This window comes from Nocardiopsis sp. FIRDI 009, from assembly GCF_003386285.1.
GTDB lineage: Bacteria > Actinomycetota > Actinomycetes > Streptosporangiales > Streptosporangiaceae > Nocardiopsis.
Window position 1 is genome coordinate 227,523 of sequence record NZ_QPNC01000001.1, and the last position, 19,594, is coordinate 247,116.

General features: G+C 72.6%; 14 protein-coding genes. 5 read left to right on the forward strand and 9 right to left on the reverse strand.

What is annotated here, in order from left to right; genetic code table 11:
* Positions 1-2 precede the first annotated feature (2 nt).
* Both DVR05_RS00975 and DVR05_RS00980 read right to left on the reverse strand, forming a co-directional pair.
* Positions 3-452, reverse strand: a complete 450-nt coding sequence (locus DVR05_RS00975; protein WP_116243967.1) for a roadblock/LC7 domain-containing protein — start codon at positions 450-452, stop codon at positions 3-5.
* Position 453: 1 nt separating this feature from the next.
* On the reverse strand, positions 454-3,219 hold the full coding sequence (locus tag DVR05_RS00980; RefSeq protein ID WP_255422958.1) for a nitrate- and nitrite sensing domain-containing protein: 2,766 nt from the start codon (positions 3,217-3,219) through the stop codon (positions 454-456).
* A 516-nt stretch (positions 3,220-3,735) separates the two neighbouring features.
* Between DVR05_RS00980 and DVR05_RS00985 the strand changes: the two genes are divergently transcribed.
* Positions 3,736-4,878, forward strand: coding sequence for an antibiotic resistance protein VanZ (locus tag DVR05_RS00985; protein ID WP_116243855.1), 1,143 nt, complete (start codon positions 3,736-3,738; stop codon positions 4,876-4,878).
* Here the strand turns inward: DVR05_RS00985 and DVR05_RS00990 are convergent.
* The 4 genes from DVR05_RS00990 to DVR05_RS01005 are packed head-to-tail and all read right to left on the reverse strand — an operon-like array spanning position 4,841 to position 8,834.
* A complete protein-coding gene (locus DVR05_RS00990; protein ID WP_116243856.1) occupies positions 4,841-5,236 on the reverse strand; it encodes a DUF3592 domain-containing protein in 396 nt (131 codons plus the stop codon). The two genes, DVR05_RS00985 and DVR05_RS00990, sit on opposite strands and share 38 nt — an antisense overlap.
* A gap of 29 nt (positions 5,237-5,265) precedes the next feature.
* Positions 5,266-5,913 (reverse strand): TetR/AcrR family transcriptional regulator, encoded by a 648-nt coding sequence (locus tag DVR05_RS00995; RefSeq protein ID WP_198658983.1) that lies wholly within the window; start codon positions 5,911-5,913, stop codon positions 5,266-5,268.
* Positions 5,914-5,950: 37 nt separating this feature from the next.
* Positions 5,951-7,996: a YhgE/Pip domain-containing protein gene (locus tag DVR05_RS01000; RefSeq protein ID WP_232831919.1), complete on the reverse strand. Its 2,046-nt coding sequence runs from the start codon at positions 7,994-7,996 to the stop codon at positions 5,951-5,953.
* Between the two features lie 58 nt (positions 7,997-8,054).
* Positions 8,055-8,834, reverse strand: a complete 780-nt coding sequence (locus DVR05_RS01005; RefSeq protein WP_116243859.1) for an ATP-binding cassette domain-containing protein — start codon at positions 8,832-8,834, stop codon at positions 8,055-8,057.
* A gap of 326 nt (positions 8,835-9,160) precedes the next feature.
* Between DVR05_RS01005 and DVR05_RS01010 the strand changes: the two genes are divergently transcribed.
* Complete coding sequence (locus DVR05_RS01010) at positions 9,161-9,934, forward strand: endonuclease V (protein WP_116243860.1); 774 nt, start codon at positions 9,161-9,163, stop codon at positions 9,932-9,934.
* Between the two features lie 136 nt (positions 9,935-10,070).
* Here the strand turns inward: DVR05_RS01010 and DVR05_RS01015 are convergent, their stop codons facing one another.
* Positions 10,071-11,510, reverse strand: coding sequence for a GuaB1 family IMP dehydrogenase-related protein (locus DVR05_RS01015; RefSeq protein WP_116243861.1), 1,440 nt, complete (start codon positions 11,508-11,510; stop codon positions 10,071-10,073).
* A 225-nt stretch (positions 11,511-11,735) separates the two neighbouring features.
* Between DVR05_RS01015 and DVR05_RS01020 the strand changes: the two genes are divergently transcribed.
* Positions 11,736-12,647, forward strand: coding sequence for a CDP-alcohol phosphatidyltransferase family protein (locus DVR05_RS01020; RefSeq protein WP_116243862.1), 912 nt, complete (start codon positions 11,736-11,738; stop codon positions 12,645-12,647).
* Between the two features lie 66 nt (positions 12,648-12,713).
* On the opposite strand, the gene DVR05_RS01025 is transcribed toward DVR05_RS01020, so the two are convergent.
* Positions 12,714-13,871, reverse strand: a complete 1,158-nt coding sequence (locus DVR05_RS01025; protein ID WP_116243863.1) for an acyltransferase family protein — start codon at positions 13,869-13,871, stop codon at positions 12,714-12,716.
* Between the two features lie 523 nt (positions 13,872-14,394).
* Between DVR05_RS01025 and DVR05_RS01030 the strand changes: the two genes are divergently transcribed.
* Together DVR05_RS01030 and DVR05_RS01035 are read left to right on the forward strand one after the other, a co-directional pair.
* Complete coding sequence (locus DVR05_RS01030) at positions 14,395-16,431, forward strand: amidohydrolase (RefSeq protein WP_116243864.1); 2,037 nt, start codon at positions 14,395-14,397, stop codon at positions 16,429-16,431.
* A 42-nt stretch (positions 16,432-16,473) separates the two neighbouring features.
* Entirely contained in the window at positions 16,474-17,241 is a 768-nt protein-coding gene (locus DVR05_RS01035; protein ID WP_116243865.1) for a M48 family metallopeptidase, read from the forward strand.
* A 68-nt stretch (positions 17,242-17,309) separates the two neighbouring features.
* On the opposite strand, the gene DVR05_RS01040 is transcribed toward DVR05_RS01035, so the two are convergent.
* Entirely contained in the window at positions 17,310-19,466 is a 2,157-nt protein-coding gene (locus tag DVR05_RS01040) for an elongation factor G-like protein EF-G2 (RefSeq protein ID WP_116243866.1), read from the reverse strand.
* Positions 19,467-19,594 lie beyond the last annotated feature (128 nt).

The following is a 19,594-nucleotide window of genomic DNA, read 5'->3' on the forward strand; positions in this document are numbered from 1 at the left end:
CCCTATCGTGTGGCTTCCCCGGTCGCGCCCTCGCTTCTGGGGGCGGCGTCCAGGTACCGGCCCACCTGCTCGACCAGTACGTTCATCTCGTAGGCGATGAGGCCGACGTCGGCGCTCTCCTCCGCCAGGACCGCCAGGCAGGCGCCGCGTCCGGCGCCGGTGACGAACAGGTAGGCGCTCTCCATCTCCACGACGGTCTGCAGGACCTCGCCGCCGCCGAAGTGACGTCCGGTGCCCCGGGCCAGGCTCTGGAAGGCGGACGCCACCGCGGACAGGTGCTCGGCGTCCTCCTTGACCAGGTCGCGGGAGCGGCCGATGAGCAGTCCGTCGGCCGACAGCACGATCGCGTGCCGCGACCCGACCGCGCGGTCGAGCAGCTCGTCCAGCAGCCAGTCGATGTCCTTCTTGCCCGCGCCGTTGCCGAGGTCGGCGCTGTCAGGGGTGCTCGTCACGTTAGGCGTCCTTGTCGGTGTCGTGGGTCTGCTGCTTGCCTTCGCGCCGTCCGCGGTCCGTCCCCTTCTGGAACGCGGACATGTTCCGGCGCAGGCGTGCGAGCCGCTCAGCGCCGTCGGGGGAGCCGCCCTGGGCCCTGCCGGCGTCGGCACCCATCCCCGCCGCCGGTCCGGCCGGGTCCTCAGGGGGGTCGGCCGCGAGCTGCGGGGCCAGGTTCTCCTGCGGACGCCGCTTGGGGAGCGGCGGGCGACCGCCTCCGGCCTCGACCACGTCCGCGGAACCGGAGCCGAACACGTCGGTGCCCAAGGAGCGCTCGGACACCTTGGTGGCGCCGGGGGCGCGGACGGGCAGGGCGGGGCGGGCGGCCGCGGGGCTCGTGGCCTCGTCGCCGGTCCGACCGGCGCCGCGGGTGCGGGACGGCAGGGGGCCGTCGCCGTTCTCGTCCGAGTCCAGGAGGTCCTCGGCCGGTACGGCGGCGTCCGACGCGGGGGCCGTGTCGGCGTCGCCGTTCTCGGAGCCGTTCCCGGCCGTGTCGACCGTGGCTCCGCCGTCCGCCTCCCCGGTGGTGTCGTCTCCGTCGTCGGCGGCGGCCGGGTCCGGTGCGGCGGCCAGGGTGGGCGCGGGGCGCGGAGCCGTCTCCTCGCCCCCGCTCCCGGCCGCGTCGGCGGTCGTGCCGTCGGACGGAGGCGCCGCCACCGGGGTGAGCACCGGCTTGGCGCCGCCCCCGGCCGGGGACGCCGGACGGTCGGGGATCGCGCGGACCTCCCAGATGTCCTCCTCCTCGGCGGGGGAGGACTGCGGACGGCCGCCGGCGATGAGCTCGTGCGGCAGCAGGACGATCGCCTGGACGCCGCCGTAGGGCGACGAGCGCAGGTGCACCCGGATGCCGTGCCGGTGCGCCAGGTGCGAGACCACGAACAGGCCGAGGCGCATCTTCTCGTTCAGCCGCATGACGTCGAACTCGGGCGGGTTCGACAGCAGCGCGTTGGCCGAGGCGAGTTCGCCGTCGGTCATGCCCAGGCCGCGGTCCTCGATCTCGATCGTCACGCCGTTGGGCACCTCCTCGCTGCTCAGCCGCACGTGCGTGTGGGGCGGGGAGAACATCGCGGCGTTGTCGACCAGCTCGGCGACCAGGTGGATGACGTCGGCGACGGCGGGGCCGTTGAGGTGCACGCGGGCGATGCGCTCGCGCTTGACGCGGGTGTAGTCGCCGGACTCGGAGATCGCCCCGCGCAGCACGTCGATCAGCGGCATCGGCCGGTGCCAGGTCCGGCCGGGCGCCTCCCCGCCGAGGATGAGCAGGTTCTCGGCGTTGCGGCGGGACCGGGTGGCCAGGTGGTCGAGCTTGAACAGCTGTTCCAGCTGCTCCGGGTCCTCCTGTTCACGCTCCATCCTGTCCAGCAGGCGCAGCTGGCGGTGGACCAGCGTCTGGCTGCGGTGGGCGATGTTGAGGAAGACCCGGTTGACGCCGTGGCGCAGCTCGGTCTGCTGGACGGCCTCCTCGACGGCCGCGCGCTGGGCGGAGTTGAACGCCCGCGCCACGTCGCCGATCTCGTCGTCGGCGGTGGACAGCCCCGGCATGGCCGTACCGGTGTCCACGCGCTCACCCTCGTGCAGGCGGCGCATGATGTCGGGCAGCCGGTTCTCGGCCAGGTCGATGGAGTCGTCACGCAGCCGCAGCAGGCGTTGGGTGAGGTTCTGGGAGGATCTGCGGGCCAGGGTGAAGGCCACGGCGATCACGGCGGCCGAACCGAGGCTGACGGCCACCGCCCAGAACATCCGCGACCAGGCGTAGTCGCGGGTGAGGTCGGCGGAGTACAGGGCCTCGTTGGCGCCCAGGTCGGTCAGCTCGGAGAGCGTGTGGTCGTAGGCCGCGCGCCACTGATCGGAGTCGACCGGCATGGTCAGGTCCTGGACGGTCTCCTGCTGGCCGGTGGTCGGGTCGTAGACCGTCTCCGTGGGGATGTGCCGGTGGATGATCTCCTCCTGCATCTCCAACAGCGACGCGTACTCCGGGCTGGCCATCAGCTCCTCGTAGCGTTCGAGCTGGCCGGGCCCCTCCAGGTAGTGGGCGTTGGCCTCCAGGAGGTTCTGGTAGGTGCCGACGAGCCGGGTGAACTCGTGCTGGTCCTCGTGGGTGAGCTCGCCGGTGGCGAAGGCGCGGGAGAGCTGGGCGTCGGTGCGGGCGAACGCGTCGACGGTGCGGAACATGTAGACGGCGGTGAACCCGGGGCTGACGGCCGCGCCGTCGCTGCCGTCGCGCCCCTGGGCGTCGAAGACGTCGGCGCCCGCGGTCATCAGGGTGTCGTAGTAGTCGAGGACGGCGTCGCGGGAGGCGGAGCCGGAGTCGACCGCGGCGCGGATCCGGTTGATGTCGCCGTAGTGGTCGTAGAGGTTCTCGATCATCTCCCCGGTCCGGCCCGGGGAGAGGTCGACGAAACCGATGAGATCCTCGATGACCACGCCGAGGGTGGCGTCGGACTCCTGGCGCGCCGCCATCATCTCCTGCTCGATCTCGGCGTCGTCGGGACGTTCGAGGTAGGCGATGGTGGCGGAGCGCTCCTCCATCACCCGCACCAGGCCGACGGCGGCGGGGGTCACCATCTCGTCGGTCGCCTTGGAACGCAGGATCTGGAAGACCGCGTCGTAGGCCAGGACGAACGTGATGATCAGCCAGAGCGCGACCAGCGCGGCGGTGGGGATCATGACCATGGAGCGGATCCGGGCGGCGATGGTCCGTCCGCGTCGCTTCTGTACTGCTTGCACGGTTCTCCTGTCGATCCGCGTCGACGTCGTCTCGATGCGGTGCCGGGGGTCGGCTCGCCTTCCGGTGCCGGGGGGTCGGTGCCGGAGGGCGTCTCGCGCGAGGTCCTCCCGCCGCTCCGCTGGTCATGTCCGGTGGCCGGGGGAGGCGGGGGGTCTACCGCAGAGTAACGACTTTTGTGCCGTTTCGGCGTCTGGGGATGCTATCTCGATCCGTCCCTGTCGGCGGATCCGGGTGGCCCAACGGGGGTGGGACTGGGCCAGGCGCACTCGTCAGCTGCTCACACGCGTTATCCCTTGTCTGTGAGCGGGGTGGTGGGACAAAGGTCACGTAGGGCGCGGAAGGTGTGTCACCGCGCCAGGCGAACGTCATCAGCGGTATTGGACCGTACCAGGACAAAGGGGTGTTCGGGTCACACGCTCCGCCGGAGCGTACTAGCGTTGCGCCCCGGAGTGAAGGGCCCAGGTCATGTTCTTCGGAGCGGACGGCTCCGGACCGGGGTGAGCGGGGGAACGGGAATGGTGCAGCCTTTCGGCGGGGGACAGGCCGTGGTCGAGGTGGCCGTCGCGGCCGTTCCCCTGCTGGTCACGCTGGGGGTGGCGCTCGCACTGGGCGGCCAGCACCGCCGCTACGGCGCGGTCCACGGCTGGAGCGGCCAGCTCACCATGGCGGCCGTGCTCACGGGGACGGGGCTGGCGGCGTACGCGGTCTGGCCGCTGCCCGCCTTCGTCGACGGACTCTGCTCCCCGTTCGCCGAAGCCGTCCCGCCGACGTGGCCCGAGCCGCCCCATCCCGCCCACACTCCGCGATCCCTGCTCCTGGGGTGCGCTGTCCTCGTGCCGGTCGGTTTCCTGGGGCGCTACCGCTTCCGGCTGGGGCTGTGGCGCACCCTCGCGCTCGGTACGGCCCTGGCCGCGGCGGTGCACGCGGTACGTGCCACCGGGCTGCTGGGGGTCTACCCGTGCGCCTACGCCCCCACCTCCCCGCTGGTCGCCGGGCTCGGCGTGGTCGGGGTCCTCGTCGGCTGGGCGGCGGCGCGGTGGCTCCTGCCACTGTGGCCCGGCGGCCCGGCCCGCGGGTGGCCCTCCGCCGTGGCCGACCGCGCCGCGCCCGCCCCCTCCCGGCGGATGCTCGGCGCCCTGCTCGACCTGGGGACGTGGTGGTACGGGTCGGCCACGCTCATCGCCCTGGCCCGCCTGTTCGGCCCGCTGGACCCCCGGGCCGGGGAGGCGGTCGCGACGGCCGTCCCGCTCGGGCTGGCCGCCGTCCTCGGCCTGCTCGTGCCCCTGGCGCGCCGCGACCGCTGCGCACCGGGGAGCGCGGCCCTCCGCCTGGCGCTGGCCGAGCGCGGGCGCCCGCTCCCGGCCGCCCGGTGGCGGGTGCTGTCACGCACCCTGCTGTTCCAGGCGCCGGTGGTCGTGTCGCTCACCCTCGGCCACTGGTGGATCGCCCTGGCGGTGGTCGCCGTGCACGGCAGCACCCTCGTCGTGCGTCGCGACCGGGTGGGCCTGGCCGACCTGGTGTGCGGGGTCCGCGTGCGCACCCGCTCCACGCTCGACGGCGGGCTGCCCGACCGCCTGGTCCGCTACCGCCCGCCGACGCCTCCGGCCGGGGCGGAGGACCTCACACCCACGCCAGGTAGCCCAGCAGCAGACCGCTGAGCAGCAGTACCGTCCCCATCCCCCCGAAGAGCCCGCGCACCCAGCGGCTCAGCCACGGCGCGGAGATGATCCGGGCCAGCTCCGGGGCGTTCGGGTCGTAGGAGACGGTGACGATCTCCCCGGCGCGCGAGGCCGTCCACCCCGTGTTCTCGTGCTCGGCGTGCACCTCCTCGCCGTCCTCGGTGCGGAACTGCACGATCATCCGTGAGGAGGACGAGGTCTCGTTGTAGCCGATCACCCGCCCCTTGGCCCGCACCCCGTGGCGGGCCAGGCGCAGGTCGAGGCGGGTGTCCCGGGTCACGATCCACAGTGTGATCAGCCCCGCGGTGAAGGGGAGCAGGGGGTACAGGTCGGCCATCGCGGAGCCCTCTCGTACTTACGCGGACGTCACCGCACGGGCGGAGGAGACGACGGGACGATGAGCCCCTCCGTCATGTGCGCCAGGGTGGTGTGGATGTCCTCGATCGGCCGGTCCGGCTGGAGCGTCCGCCAGTCGAGGGCCACGGACACCACCATGCCGAACAGCGCCGATCCCGCAAGGGAGGTGTCCAGGTCCGGTCGCGCCAGCCCCTCCCGGACGAGGTCGTCGAGGAGGTCGGTGATCACGCCGATCGCCTGGGTCCGGATCTGCCGGACCGTGGTGTACCACGCCCGGTTGGTCCGCCACGCCTCGGCCATCAGCAGACGGGCCAGCGCCTCGTGTGTCCCGATGAAGACCACACCGGCGCGCAGCACCTCGCTCAGTGCCTCCCGGGGCCCCACGCCCGGGCCGGGCGCGGGCACCGCCTCCTTCAGCGTGTCGGCCAGCCGTGTCACCCCCCATTCCATGAGGGCCGTGTACAGCTCGCTCTTGCCGCCGAAGTTGTAGTAGACGGTGCCCTTGGCGACCCCGGCGCGTTCGGCGATCTCGTCGACCGTGGTCGCCCCGTACCCCTGCTCGGAGATCAGGGCGATCGCCGCGTCGAACAGGCGCTGTCGGGTGGCCTCGCGCCGCCCGCTCCGGGGGCGCGCACCTTGGGGAGTGCTCACGCTCATCCGATCCATTCTGCCCCGGTCGGGGCCGAGCCCGCCATCAGAGCTTCAGAGCGGGGTAGAGGGAGGACATGGTCCAGACGCGCTTGCGCTCCACCGCCAGCCACGTCAGCAGCAGCGGCACGACCAGCCACAGCGACATCACGCCGAAGGCCGACCAGACGATCGACATGTCGCCGCCGCCCAGCAGCTGGCGCATCGCCGTCACCGCCCAGTGCAGCGGGAGGAAGGGCGCGATCGCCTGGAAGAACCCGGGACTGGTCTCGATCGGGTAGGTGCCGCCCGCCGAGGTCAGCTGGAGCACCAGCAGCACCAGGGCGAGCACACGCCCCGCCGCGTTGAACTTCACGTTCAGGAACTGCACGGTCGCGGTGAACGCGGCCGAGGTCAGGAGCAGGAACGCCAGCAGCAGCGGCCAGTTCCACGACTCCAGCCCGAGGAAGGCGTGCAGCGCGGCCAGCATGATGACCACCTGTCCGAAGCCGAGCAGGAGCGGCACGATCCGGCCCGCGAAGGCCACCCGCCACGACGCGGCCGACGACGCCAGCGCGCGTGAGGACAGCGCGGGCAGCACCATGAACACCACCATGGCCCCCACCCACAGGGACAGCGGGACGAAGAACGAGGCGAAGCCGGTCCCGTAGTTGGGCACCTCGTTGTCGATGGTGCTGTCGAGCCGGACGGGCTGGCTCATCATGTCGGAGGCGGTGTCGCGCCCCTCGTCGGAGTAGGTGGGGATCTCCTCCACCCCCTCGGCCAGGCCCTCGGCGAGCTCGTCCGAACCGGAGGCGAGATCGCCCAGCCCCTCGTGGAGGTCGCCGGCGCCGCCGCTGAGCTCACCCAGGCCGTCGTTCAGGTCGCTCGCGCCGTCCGACGCCACCGCCAGGCCGTCACGGATCTCCTCCGCCCCCTCGGCCAGCGCCTCCAGCCCCTCGGCCAGATCGTCCACGTCGTCGCGGGCGCTCTCGGCCTTGTCCATCAGCTCGGGGAGGTCCTGGGAGAGCTCCTCGGCCTTGGCGGCCAGAGCGGCGGCCTCCTCGGCGAGCGACTCGATGTCCTCGCGGTTGTCGTTGACGAACCGGGCCGTGGACAGGGCGGTGTCCAGCGCGTCCTGGACCTCGGTGAGGATGCCGTACAGCTCGGGCATCTCGGTCTCCAGCTCCGGATGCTCCTCCATCCAGGCGTCCAGGCGCTGGTCGGCCGACTCCATGTGCTCGGTGTCGATCTCCTCGGGCAGCAGCTCCAGCGCCGTGACCATGCCGTCGGCGATCTCGGCGGCCAGCGCGGCGTGCTCCTGGATGGCCGGGATGTCCTCCTCCTCCAGGTCGGGGAGGTACTCCTCGGTGAACTCGTTGAGCGCCTCGACCTTGGCCGAGACCTGCTCGGAGGCGGTGTTGGCCCCCGTCGCCAGATCCTGGGAGCCGGTGTACAGCTCGTCCAGCCCGCTGCTCAGCTCACCGGCTCCCGTGTGCGCGGTGTCGATGCCGTCGGACAGCTCGCCCGACCCCTCCTCGGCGCTGTCGGCGCCGCCCGCGAGCTCGTCCGCGCCCTCGGCGGCGTCCTCGGTCTTGCCGTGGATCTCGTTGAACCCCAGGAAGATCTCGTCGAGGTAGCCGCTGACCGTGGAGCCGGCGACCGCGTCGCGCACCTCCTTGAACGCGCTGTTGCCCAGTTGGCGGGCGGTGAAGCCGTTGGAGTCGTTGTAGTCGGCCCTCAGCAGCGCCGGGACCGGTTCCTCGCGGTCGCGGGACGGCGAGGTCAGGTTCTCGCTGAAGTCGGCGGGGATGGTGAGGGAGACGTAGTAGGTCCCGTCGCTGAGCCCGCGCGCGGCCTCCTCGGCGTCGACCAGCCGCCAGTCCAGCTCCCCGTCGTCGATGAGGGTCTCGGTGAGCTCGCCGCCCACGTCGACCTCCTCGTCCCCCACCTGGACCGGGACGTCCTCGTTGACCAGTGCGACCGGCAGGTGGCTCATCCGGCCGAACGGGTCCCAGAAGGACCACAGGTACATCCCGGAGTACAGCAGGGGGATGAGCAGCAACGCCGCCAGCGCCGCCGTGGGCAGCGGCGACCGGAGGAAGGAGCGCATGGTCAGCAGCCCCAGGCGGGGGACCGCGAAGGGGCGCACGCGCGGAGCGCGCGGGAGTCTACGCCTGGCCACGGTGGTCCTCCTCGTCCTCGCGGTGCCCGTCGCCGAGCAGCTCACCGATGTGCACGGCGCCGTGGGCGTCCGCCTCCTGGGGGGCGTCGGCCCCGGCGGCGGGTTCCCCCTGGCGGATGGGGATCGGCCCCTGGGTGTCGGGGTCGGCGACGGAGCCGAGTTCCTCGTCGTCGGCGCAGGTGGCGATCACCGTGAGTCCTTCCTCCGCCAGGTCCTTGAGCGTGCGCCACATGTCGGCCTGGTGCTCGGCGCTGAGGCCGCCGTCGACGTTGTCGACGGCGAGCAGCCGGGGTTCGGCCAGGAGGGCGAGGGCCACGCCCAGCCGTCGGCGCTGGAGCATGGTCAGTTCCTTGACCAGGGTGGTGCGGTCGAGGTCCGCGAGGCCGACCGCCGCCATGGCCTGGTCGGTGAGGGCGCGCGCCCCGGGACGCAACCGCAGCAGCATCCCCTCGGAGAGGTGCTCCCTGACGCGGAGGCGGTCGTCGAGTGCGTTGACCTCGTCCATCAGGCCCAGCGCGCTGATCCTGCGGACCTTGCGCGCCTGCTTGGGCAGGGAGTAGCCGTCCACGTGCAGTTCTCCGGAGGAGGGGCGCATCCGGCCGGTCAGGGTGAGCAGTAGGGAGCTGCGGCCGCCGCCGGAGTCCGCCTGGAAGACGGTGAGGGTTCCGGGGCGTGCGGTGAAGTCGACGTCCGTGTAGACGGGTCCCTCGCGGGTGGTGAGTGTGACGCCCTCGGCGTGGACGCGAGCTCCGGTGGCCCGACGCATCCTTGCGGCCTCCCATTTTTGAACTGACCAGTCAGTGCAAATTCCGTGTTCCACAGTACTGCCGCCCGCGGTTGGCTTGAGCGTCCGGCACTGTGGAGTACCGCACAACGCGGCGCACACGCCTCGAGTGGAATCCGCACGGGGAATTTGACCGGGGCTTGCCCGACCGTGGCCGAGGCCGGGCAGCACGTCCCGACGCCGTGCCCGGCCGCCCTCCGCGGCCGCGGCGAGCCCCGACTACCGTCCGGCGGCCCGGAGGCGGTTGGATGGTGCCGAACCGGTGGCGGCCCACGGCGGTGGGCCGACGTGAGGAACGGGGGACGAGGGTGTCGGAGATCGCGGAACGGGTGCGCCGGGTGCTGGACGACCCGGACCTGTGGCCGAGAGAGCCCCGCGAGGCCACCGCGCTGCAACGGCGCATGGCCGACCGGGTGCGCGAGGAACCGCTGGACCCGGACGCGGTGGAGCTGGTCGCGGGCCTGGACGTCAGTTACGCCAGGGACGACTCGGCGCTGTCCGCGGCGGCGGTGGTCCTGGACGCGCGCACGTTGGAGGTCGTCGACTCGGCCGTCATCTCCGCCGAACCGACGTTCCCCTACGTCTCTGGGCTGTTCGCCTTCCGGGAGCTGCCCCCGGTCCTGGAGGCGCTGGGCGCGCTCACCGTCACCCCCGACGTGTACCTGTGCGACGGCTTCGGCCTGGCCCACCCCCGGCGGTTCGGCGTCGCCTGCCACCTGGGGGTGCTGCTCGACCTGCCCGTGCTCGGCTCGGCCAAGTCCGTCCTGTACGGCAAACACAGCGCACCGGGCCGGGAGCGGGGCGCCTGGACGCCGATGGTCGCCGGCCGTTCGGAGGTCGTCGAGGACTCCACGGCGCTCGCCGCCGAGGGGGCGGAGGTGATCGGGCGCGTGCTGCGCACCCGTGCGGGCGTCAAACCCGTCTACGTCTCGGTGGGCCACCGCGTGGACCTGGAGGGAGCGGCCGACCTGGTGCTGCGCCTGTCACCGAGGTACCGCGTGCCCGAGCCGGTCCGCCACGCCGACCGGCTGTGCGGCGAGCACCGGAAGGCGGTGCTCGCCGCACGCCAGTCCTCGGACTGAGCCACCCCGAGCGGGGTTCTGCAGGACGAGGCGGGCCGCTAGCGAGGAACGAGCGACAGGCGCCGCCGAGGATGAGGAATCCCGGTTCTCGGCGCGCCGAGAACCAGACGAGCTTGCGAGGCCGCGAGAAGCACGGCTACCAGCTGGTCGGGACCGGTCGGCCCTCGTTGTAACCCGCCGCGCTCTGCACGCCCACGACCGCGCGCTCGTGGAACTCGGCGAGCGAGGTGGCGCCCGCGTACGTCATCGAGCTGCGCACACCGGCGATGATCTGGTCGATGAGGTCCTCCACGCTCGGCCGCTCCGGGTCCAGGTACATCCGGCCCGTGGAGATGCCCTCCTCGAACAGGGCCTTGCGGGCGCGGTCGAACGGGGAGTCGTCGGCGGTGCGGAGCTTGACGGCGCGGGCCGACGCCATGCCGAAGCTCTCCTTGTACTGCCTGCCCTCGGCGTCACGCATGACGTCGCCCGGGGACTCGTAGGTACCGGCGAACCACGACCCCACCATGACGTTGGACGCGCCGGCGGCCAGCGCGAGCGCGACGTCGCGCGGGTGGCGCACACCGCCGTCCGCCCACACGTGCTTGCCCAGCTCCCGGGCGGCCTCCGCGCACTCCAGCACGGCGGAGAACTGCGGGCGGCCGACCGCGGTCATCATGCGGGTCGTGCACATCGCGCCGGGGCCCACACCGACCTTGACGATGTCGGCGCCCGCCTCGATGAGGTCCCGGGTGCCCTCGGCGGTGACGATGTTGCCCGCCACGAGCGGCACCGACGGCGACAGCGCGCGCACCTTGGCGATCGCGGAGACCATCTTCTCCTGGTGGCCGTGCGCGGTGTCGATCACCAGCGTGTCCACACCGGCCGACAGCAGTTCGGCGGCCTTGCCCGCCACGTCGCCGTTGATGCCCACGGCGGCGGCCACGCGGAGGCGGTTCCGGTCGTCGACGGCGGGCGTGTACAGGGTGGAGCGCAGGGCGCCGGTCCGGGTCAGCACACCCACCAGGGCGCCGTCACCGTCGACCACGGGCGCCAGGCGGTGCCGGTGGTCGTGCAGGATCCCGAACGCCTCCTGGGGCTCGGTGTCCGCCGGGATGGTCACCAGCTCGGTGGTCATCACGTCGCGCAGCTGCGCGAAGCGGTCGACCCCGGAGCAGTCGGCCTCGGTGACCACGCCGAGCGGGCGGCGGGCGTCGTCGATCACGATCACGGCGTTGTGCGCCCGCTTGGGCAGCAGATTGAGCGCCTCGCCCACGGTGCTGGCCGGGTTGAGCGTGATGGCGGTGTCGTGGACCAGGTGCCGCTCCTTGGTCCACGCGACCACGTCGGAGACCACCTCGATCGGGATGTCCTGCGGGATGACCGCGATGCCGCCGCGCCGGGCGACGGTCTCGGCCATCCGACGACCGGCCACCGCGGTCATGTTCGCCACGACCAGCGGGATGGTGGTGCCGGTGCCGTCCTGCGACGACAGGTCCACGCTCAGCCGCGAACCCACCGCGCTGCGGGACGGGACCATGAACACGTCGCTGTAGGTCAGGTCCTGCTGCGGGACCTGGTCGTTGAGAAAACGCAATGCCTCTACCTCGGTCGAGACCGAAGGGGGTGGACCACTCCGCTGCTGCTCGCGCAGGCGGCGCCTGTTGATCCCCCTCTTACCTGTCAAGTATGCCGTCACCGATTAGGTCGCACGACCCCCCATCTGGCATGATGGCCGGATTCCCGCTGTCACAGCCCTTCCCGGTCCCACGCCGCGTGCCGCCGGGTCCGCTCGGGGGACGGGCGCTTCTGGAGAGCCCGCATGTCGCGTTTCACGCTCGCTCATGTCAAGGCGGAGACCTACAAGGCCAGGGACGCCTGGTGGACGGTCTTCCTCGTCGACCCCCTCGCCGGACGGCTGGTGGTCTGGACGGCCAACCGCACGAACATCACCCCGAACCAGCTCACGCTGGGCGCGGGCGTGCTGGGCCTGCTGTCCGCCGTCTGCTTCGCCGTCCCCGCCTGGGCGGGACCGGCGGGGTGGGCCTGGCTGTCGCTGGGCGCCCTGCTCTTCCACCTCAGCTTCGTGCTCGACTGCATGGACGGCAAGATCGCCCGGCTGAAGGGCACCGGTTCGGTGTTCGGCTCGTGGGTCGACTTCGTCTTCGACCGTATCCGCTTCTTCGGTTGCGTGACGGCTCTGCTCATCGGCCAGTGGGCCGCCACGGGCAGCGCCGCCTACCTCATCGCCGCCCCGTTCGTGGTCTTCTTCGACCTGCTGCGCTACCTCAACGCCTCCCAGATCGCCAAGACCCGACGGTCGATGCGGCGCGCCCTGGCCGCCGCGGCGGGGGAGACCGAACCCGAGGCCGCCGCCGAGGAGGACCCGGAGAACGACGCCGCCGACGCCCCGGCCGAGGCGGGCGCGTCCGCCCCGACCGGTCTGTACGCCCGGGTCCGCGCCTGGCTGCTCCGCCGCCGCGTGCGTCCGCACCTGTTCAGCGGGATCGAGTTCGAGATGTTCCTGTGCGTGGTCGCCCCGGTGACCGCGCTGGTCTCGCTCGTGTCGCCGCTGGACAGCCTGATCCTGCCGGTCGCGGTGCTCTCCTGCGCGGCGCTGGGCTTCTTCGAGGCGGTCCTGGTCGCGCGGCTGTGGCGGGAGACCCGCCGTTTCGAGGCGCGTTCCCGCGAACTCGCGGCCACCTCGCCCCCCTCCGGGCACGGTGACAGCTGAACCGTCCGCGAACGCGCGTGTGGCCCCCGGGACGCGTCCCGGGGGCCACACGCGTTCCGTCCCTCGTCAGGAGTCCGTCGCGCCGGTCCGCTGCGGCTTCCGCCAGGCCCGCCCCCTGCCGGAGGCGTCGCGGGAACGGTTCACCCGGAGCACGGAGTCCTCACGCAGGACCCACGTCAACTGCGGTTCGACCGCCCACCGCAGGCCCCCGCGCACCCACGGGGCGCACAGCACCAGCGTGAGGGCGAGCCCCAGGGCGATGGAGGCGGCCAGGGTCTGGGGGGCGGGCATGACGTCGTACCAGGCGGTGTCCTTGAGCAGGATGAGCGCCACCGAGTGCCCCAGGTAGACGTAGAGGGAGTAGGCGCCCAGCCTCGTCATCCAGGTGCGCCGCCTGGGGGTGAGGGCGAGCACGGACACGCTCATCAGCAGGGCCAGCGCCATGAACGCGAGCCGGATGCCCATGCTCGGCAGCAGGGGGTCGATGGCGCGGTCGGTGAGGCTCTCGCGCCAGAACAGCCAGTCCCGGCTCAGGTGGTCCGAGATCGTCGGGGCCAGGACGGCGGTGGTGGCCAGGACCGCCACCGAGCAGATCCGCACCCACCACCGGTCGAGGTGGGCGAAGTGCTCCGGGCGCAGGCTCAGGCCCAGGACGAAGAAGGGCAGGAAGCTGAGCACGCGTCCCAGCGACAGGGTGTCGCCGAGGTCGGCGGTGGCGGCGAACACCGAGATGACCACGGAGATCGCGACGGGCCAGCGCAGCCGCTGCCACACGGGCACGCTGAGCCGCCACAGGAACAGGGCCACCAGGAACCACAGGGTCCACGTGGGTTTGAGGACGGACAGGGAGTCCGGGAGCCCGCCGCGGTCGACGGCGTAGATCGTCTGGTGGACCGTCCAGAAGATGAGGTAGGGGACGGCCAGGGACAGGACGAGCTTCTCCACGCGGTTCGACGAGGCGTCGAAGTTCCGTGACAGGTACCCGCTGATCAGGATGAACGCGGGCATGTGGAAGAAGTAGATCCAGTAGTACAGGGCACCCGCGGGCGCGTAGCCGCCGAGCGGTTCGATCGCGTGGCCGACCACGACGAGGGTGATGAGGACGAACTTGGCGTTGTCCAGGCGGGCGTCCCGTCCGGGTGCGGGGTTCCTCGCCGGAGGATGGGCGCCGGTCGGCGCGGCGTCGGCCCCCGGGTGGTGGTCACGCGAGGGCGGGCTGGTCATGGGTGGGGCCACGAGCGGACTCCGAGTTGACTGGTTCTGGGACAGATGCACGGTCCCCGGGCCGTATGGGCGACGTCGGCGCCGAACGGCGGGGGCCGAGCCGATCCGGGTGTGTTCCTTGGACCGTCGTGGGTTCGTCAGGTCCGGCGCCCCGGCTGAGCACGGTCCCGATGTGCGCGGGACCGCGTCCGGGGGATGGCGCGGGAGGGTCGCCGGAAGGCCGTGAACCCGGAGGTGCAGCGTTACCTTACTGAGACATGCTGCGTCATGCCAGGGGTTCGCGCAAATCCGCCGCGCCCGCCGAAGCGGTGCGGATCCGCCGCCGAACCCCGGAGGCAGGGGCGGTCGCGCGGGTGCGGACACGGAGGGCGCGGTGACCACGCGTGTGCAGATCCTCACCCTTCCGGCACGTTGTGTGGACCCTGGGTGACCGCCGCGGTGTGGGGTGTCGACGGGCGCGCCGATAGGCTGACCCCGGCAGTGCCCGCGGGCAGCGCCCACACAGTCGAGAACGAAGAAGGCGGTGGAAACCGTGCCGCACGCGGTGGACCCCAACCGTGCCGCCCAGCACGGGAGCGTGGTCATGCGACTCCTCGACGAGCTGTTCCCGCTCGTGGAGGGGTTCTACGTCGATCTGCACAAGAACCCGGAACTGTCCCACTCCGAGCAGCGCACCGCCAGCGGCGTCGCCGAATGGCTCACGCAGACCGGCTACGAGGTGCACACGGGCGTCGGCGGGACCGGCGTGGTCGGCGTCCTCCGCAACGGCCCCGGCCCGACCGTCATGCTGCGCGCGGACATGGACGCCCTCCCCCTGGAGGAGCGGACCGGCCTGCCCTACGCCAGTACGGCGCGCGCGGTGGACGACGACGGCGCCGAGGTCCCGGTCATGCACGCCTGCGGGCACGACGCGCACACCGCCTGCCTGGTCGGCGCGGCCGACCTGCTGTCCGAGACCCGCCAGGAGTGGTCCGGGACGGTGATGATCGTCGCCCAGCCCGCGGAGGAGATGCTCGACGGCGCCCGGGCGATGCTCGACGACGGCCTCTTCGACCGCTTCGGCCGTCCCGACGTCATCCTCGCCCAACACCTGGGCCCGCAGCCCGCCGGACTCATCTCCCACCGCGCCGGTGTCATCATGGGCGCCGCGCGCTCCTACCGCGTGCGGGTGTACGGCGAGGGCGGCCACGCGTCCGCGCCGCACACCACGGTCGACCCGGTGCTCATCGCCGCCAACATCGTCACCCGCCTGCAGAGCGTGGTCTCCCGCGAGGTGAGCCCCGGGGAGACGGCCGTGCTCACCGTCGGCCGGATCCAGGCGGGGACCAAGGCGAACATCATCCCGGACGAGGCCGTCCTGGAGATCAACACCCGGGCGCTCAACGAGGCCGTCATCGCCCAGCTGGAGGAGGCCGTCGGGCGGATCGTGCGCGCCGAGGCCGCCGCCTCCGGCGCCACCCGCGAGCCGGAGATCGAGTCCTTCCAGGCGGTCGGCGTCACTCGCAACGACCCCGCCAGCACGCAGGCGGTCAGTGCCGCGCACCTGGCCTACTTCGGCGAGGACTACGTCATCCACCTGCCGGACCCCTCGACGGCCAGTGAGGACTTCGGGTGCTTCGGCCTGCCCGACGACCCCCAGCCCATCCCGTACGTGTTCTGGTTCGTCGGCGCCACCCCGCACGACGTGTGGGAGGCCGCCCCCGGCGACACCCCCTACGAGAAGATGGCCCACGTCCCCGGGCCGCACTCCCCGTTCTTCGCCCCCGCCCGCGAGCCCGCCCTCCGGGCCGGGCTCGCCGCGATCACCGTCGCCGCCCTCTCCTACCTGGGGAGCGACGAGCGCTCCACGGCGGCCCCGCTGGGTGCTCCGACCACGGAGCGGACGCCTGCGGACACCCCGACCACCGCGCCGCCGCCGGTGGCGGCGGCCGGGGTCCCGGTGGCCCCGCCCGAGGGGGAGGCGCTCCCGACCGGGCTCTCGGCCCCGCCGCCCGTCGACGCCCCCGTGGGCGGCGCCTTCCCGGGGCCGCCGCCGGAGGAGCGGGGTGAGCCCTTCCCCGGCCCACCGCCCGTCGACACTCCCGTGGGCGGCGCCTTCCCCGGCCCGCCGCCGGGGGACGCGCCCGAGCCGAGCGCACCGCGCCCCGGGCACGGCGAGCGGACGTCCGCGTCCGGCCCGGACTCCCCGGCGCCCGTCACCAGGCCGTCCGAGCCCCCGGCGCACGAGGGCGGCAACGACGCCTACGACAGCGCGTTCCTGGCCTCCTCGTGGGACGACCCCTCCGAGGAGCACCCGGCGCACGCCACGCACGACGCCGACATGCGCGCGGTGATGAACGCCCAGGACGACGAGTGGCGTTCGGAGAAGGCCGAGGAGTCGACCCAGTCCGCCGATATGGCGGCGTACCTGGACGACGACCCGCGCCAGGATCCGCCGCCCCTCCAGACGCCGCCGTCCGGTCCGGCCTTCTCAGGGCCTCCGCCGCGGGGAGGCGCGCACGACGCCCCACCGCCCCAGGGACCCGACGACGACCGGCCCGACCCCGACTACCGGCTCTGACCGCGCGTGCGGGGAACACCCTGGCGGTGGGGTGACCCCGGTGTGCGCAGGGCGCTGCGGCACCCGCGGGAGATCCCCCTCCTCGTCGTGTGCTGCCTCGTGACACTGCTCGCCGTCGCGGGCGCGGTCAGCCGCGCCCGCGACGGCGACCCCAACGAGCCGCTCCTGCTGCTCAGCGTCCCCGCGCTCGTGTACTTCGTGCGCGGCCAACTGTTCGCACGCCAGCGGGTCAACGGTGTGCGCATCACCGAGGCCCAGTTCCCCGAGGCGTACCGGATGGTCGCCGAGGCGGCCGCCGCGTTCCACATGCGGCGCGTGCCCGAGGCCTACGTCGTGCTGGGCAACGGCGTGCTCAACGCGTTCGCGTCCGGCCACGGCATGCGCAGGTACGTGGCGGTCAACAGTGACCTGTTCGAGGTCGGCGGACGCCTGGCCGACCCCGACGCGCTGCGGTTCGTCATCGGCCACGAGGTCGGCCACATCGCGGCGGGACACACGTCCTTCTGGCGGCAGTTCTGCGTGTCCGTCGCCCAGGTGATCCCGGGTGTGGGCGCGACCCTCAGCCGCGCCCAGGAGTACACCGCCGACAACCACGCCTACAAGTACTGCCCCGAGGGCATGCACGGGCTGCGGGTGCTGGCCGCCGGCAAGTACCTGTACCAGGCGGTGGACTTCGACGACATCGCCGCGCGCGCCACCACCGACACCGGGTTCTTCGTCCTGCTGGTCAACCTGCTCTCCAGCCATCCGATCAACACGTTCCGGTTCGCCGCGCTGGCCGACCGCAGCAGGCCGGGCAGGGTGCTGTGAGTTCGCTTCGGCCCTCCGCTTCGCCCGAACGTCGGATCCCCGAGGTGACGGGAGCGGGAACCACGTGCCTACCCTCCGTTCCCCTGGCGCGGGATCTTGGCCGCCACCTGCGGCGGCAGGGGTTCGTGGCGCAGGTAGGAACGCGTGAACACGCCCGTGCCGTGGGACAGCGAACGCAGCTCCACCGCGTACCGCGTGATCTCCAGTTCCGGCACCTCGGCCCGTACGACCGCCCGGCCGCCCGGCGCGGTCTCCGTGCCCACTACGCGGCCGCGCCGCGCGGACAGGTCGCTCATCACGGTCCCCAGGTAGGTCTCGTCCACCTCCACGGACACCGCGTCCACCGGTTCCAGCATCGCCAGCTTCCCGTTCCCGGCCGCGTCCCGCAACGCCAGACGGCCCGCCTTCTGGAAGGCCATGTCGGAGGAGTCCACCGAGTGCGCCTTGCCGTCGTAGAGCGTGACGCGGATGTCGACGAGCGGGTACCCGGAGTCCACCCCCTCGGCCATCTGGGCGCGTACGCCCTTCTCCACCGAGGGGACGAACTGCCGGGGCACCACACCGCCCACGATCTCGTCGACGAACTCCAACCCGGCCCCGGACTCCAGGGGCTCCACCCTGATCTTGCAGATCCCGTACTCGCCGTGCCCGCCGCTCTGCTTCACGTTGCGGCCCGTCCCCTGCGCCTCGGCGGCGAAGGTCTCCCGCAGCGGCACCCGCACCTCGCCGGTCTCCACCCGGACCCCGTACCTGTGCTCCAGGTGGTCCAGCGCGGCGTCCAGGTGCGCCTCGCCCAGCGTCCACATGACCATCTGGTGGGTCTCGGGGTTGACCTCCACCCGCAGTGACGGGTCCTCCGCGACCAACCGGGCGACCGCGTGCGAGAGCTTGTCCTCGTCCGCCGAGGAGGCGGCCCGGATCGACACCGGGTACAGGGGCTGCGGGAAGCGCCACGGCGACACCCGCAGCGGACGGTCGCGGTCGGACAGGGTGTCCCCGGTGCGGGCCCCGGGCAGTTTGGCGACCAGGCACAGGTCACCCGCGACGGCCTCGCCCACCGGGCGGTTCTCCCGGCCCAGCGGCACCGACAGCGCCCCCAGCCGCTCGTCGGTCCCCGCCCGGTCGTGTTCCTCGGTGCCGGTCATGCCGCTCGGGATCCCGTGCCCGTGCAGATGGACCTCGGAGTCGGGGCGCAGGGTCCCGGAGAACACCCGCACCAGGCTCATCCGGCCCACGTACGGATCACTGGTGGTAGTGAGCACCTCGGCCACGAGCGGCCCGTCCGGGTCACAGGACAGCCCCTCCACCGGACGTCCGTCGGGCCGGGCGACCTCGGGGAGGGGACGGCGCGTCGGGTCGGGACACGACAGCGGCAGTTCCCGCAGGAGTTCGCGCACGCCCACGCCCTTCGTCGGACTGAGCGCCAGCACGGGGTGGAAGCCGCCCGCGGCCACCGCCTCCTTGAGGTCGGCGATGAGCCGGTCGGGGTCGAGTTCGCCCCCCTCCATGTAGCGCTCCATGAGGTCCTCGTCCTCGCTCTCGGTGATGACCTCCTCCACCAGGGTCTCCCGGAGCGGGCCGGCGGTCTCACGCAGCCAGTCGGGCACCGGGCGGTCGGCGGCCTCCCCACCGGAGTAGTCGTGGTAGCGCTCGGACACCAGCCCCCAGACGCCGACGAGGTGGCGCGCGTCTCCGCTGCCCTCCACCGCCGGGACGTAGGCCGGGTGCACCCCGCCGCCGAACGCCTCCTGACACTCGGCGACCACCTGGTCGTAGTCCGCGCGCGGGTGGTCCACCTTGGTGACGGCCACGGCGCGGGGCATCCCGACGGCGGCGCACTCCTCCCACAGCACGCGGGTCCGTCCGTCCACGCCGTCCAGTGCGGAGACGACGAAGAGGGCGGCGTCGGCGCCGCGCAGTCCGGCGCGCATCGCGCCGATGAAGTCGGCGTAGCCCGGGGTGTCCAACAGGTTGACCTTGACGTCACCCACCATGATCGGGTTGAGGGTGAGGTTCACGGAGCGCTTCTGTCGGATCTCGACCTCGTCGTGGTCGCTGACCGTCGTGCCCTCCTCCACGCGACCGGGGCGTCCGATCTCCCCGGCGGCCAGGAGAAGGGCCTCCACGAGGCTCGTCTTCCCGGCGCCTGCCGGTCCTACCAGCACGACGTTGCGGATGTTCTCGGGCCTGTCGGCCCTGGGTACCGTTCCGGCTCGGTCCACCATCCCTACCACCCAGCCCTTCGGGGTCGGTTGCCGGTCGCGCCAGGGCGGAGGACACCGCCGCTGGTGTGGCCTGTGACACTCTCCACATTCGCCTGTCACGTCCGCCATCACAAGAGGTCACCCACGCG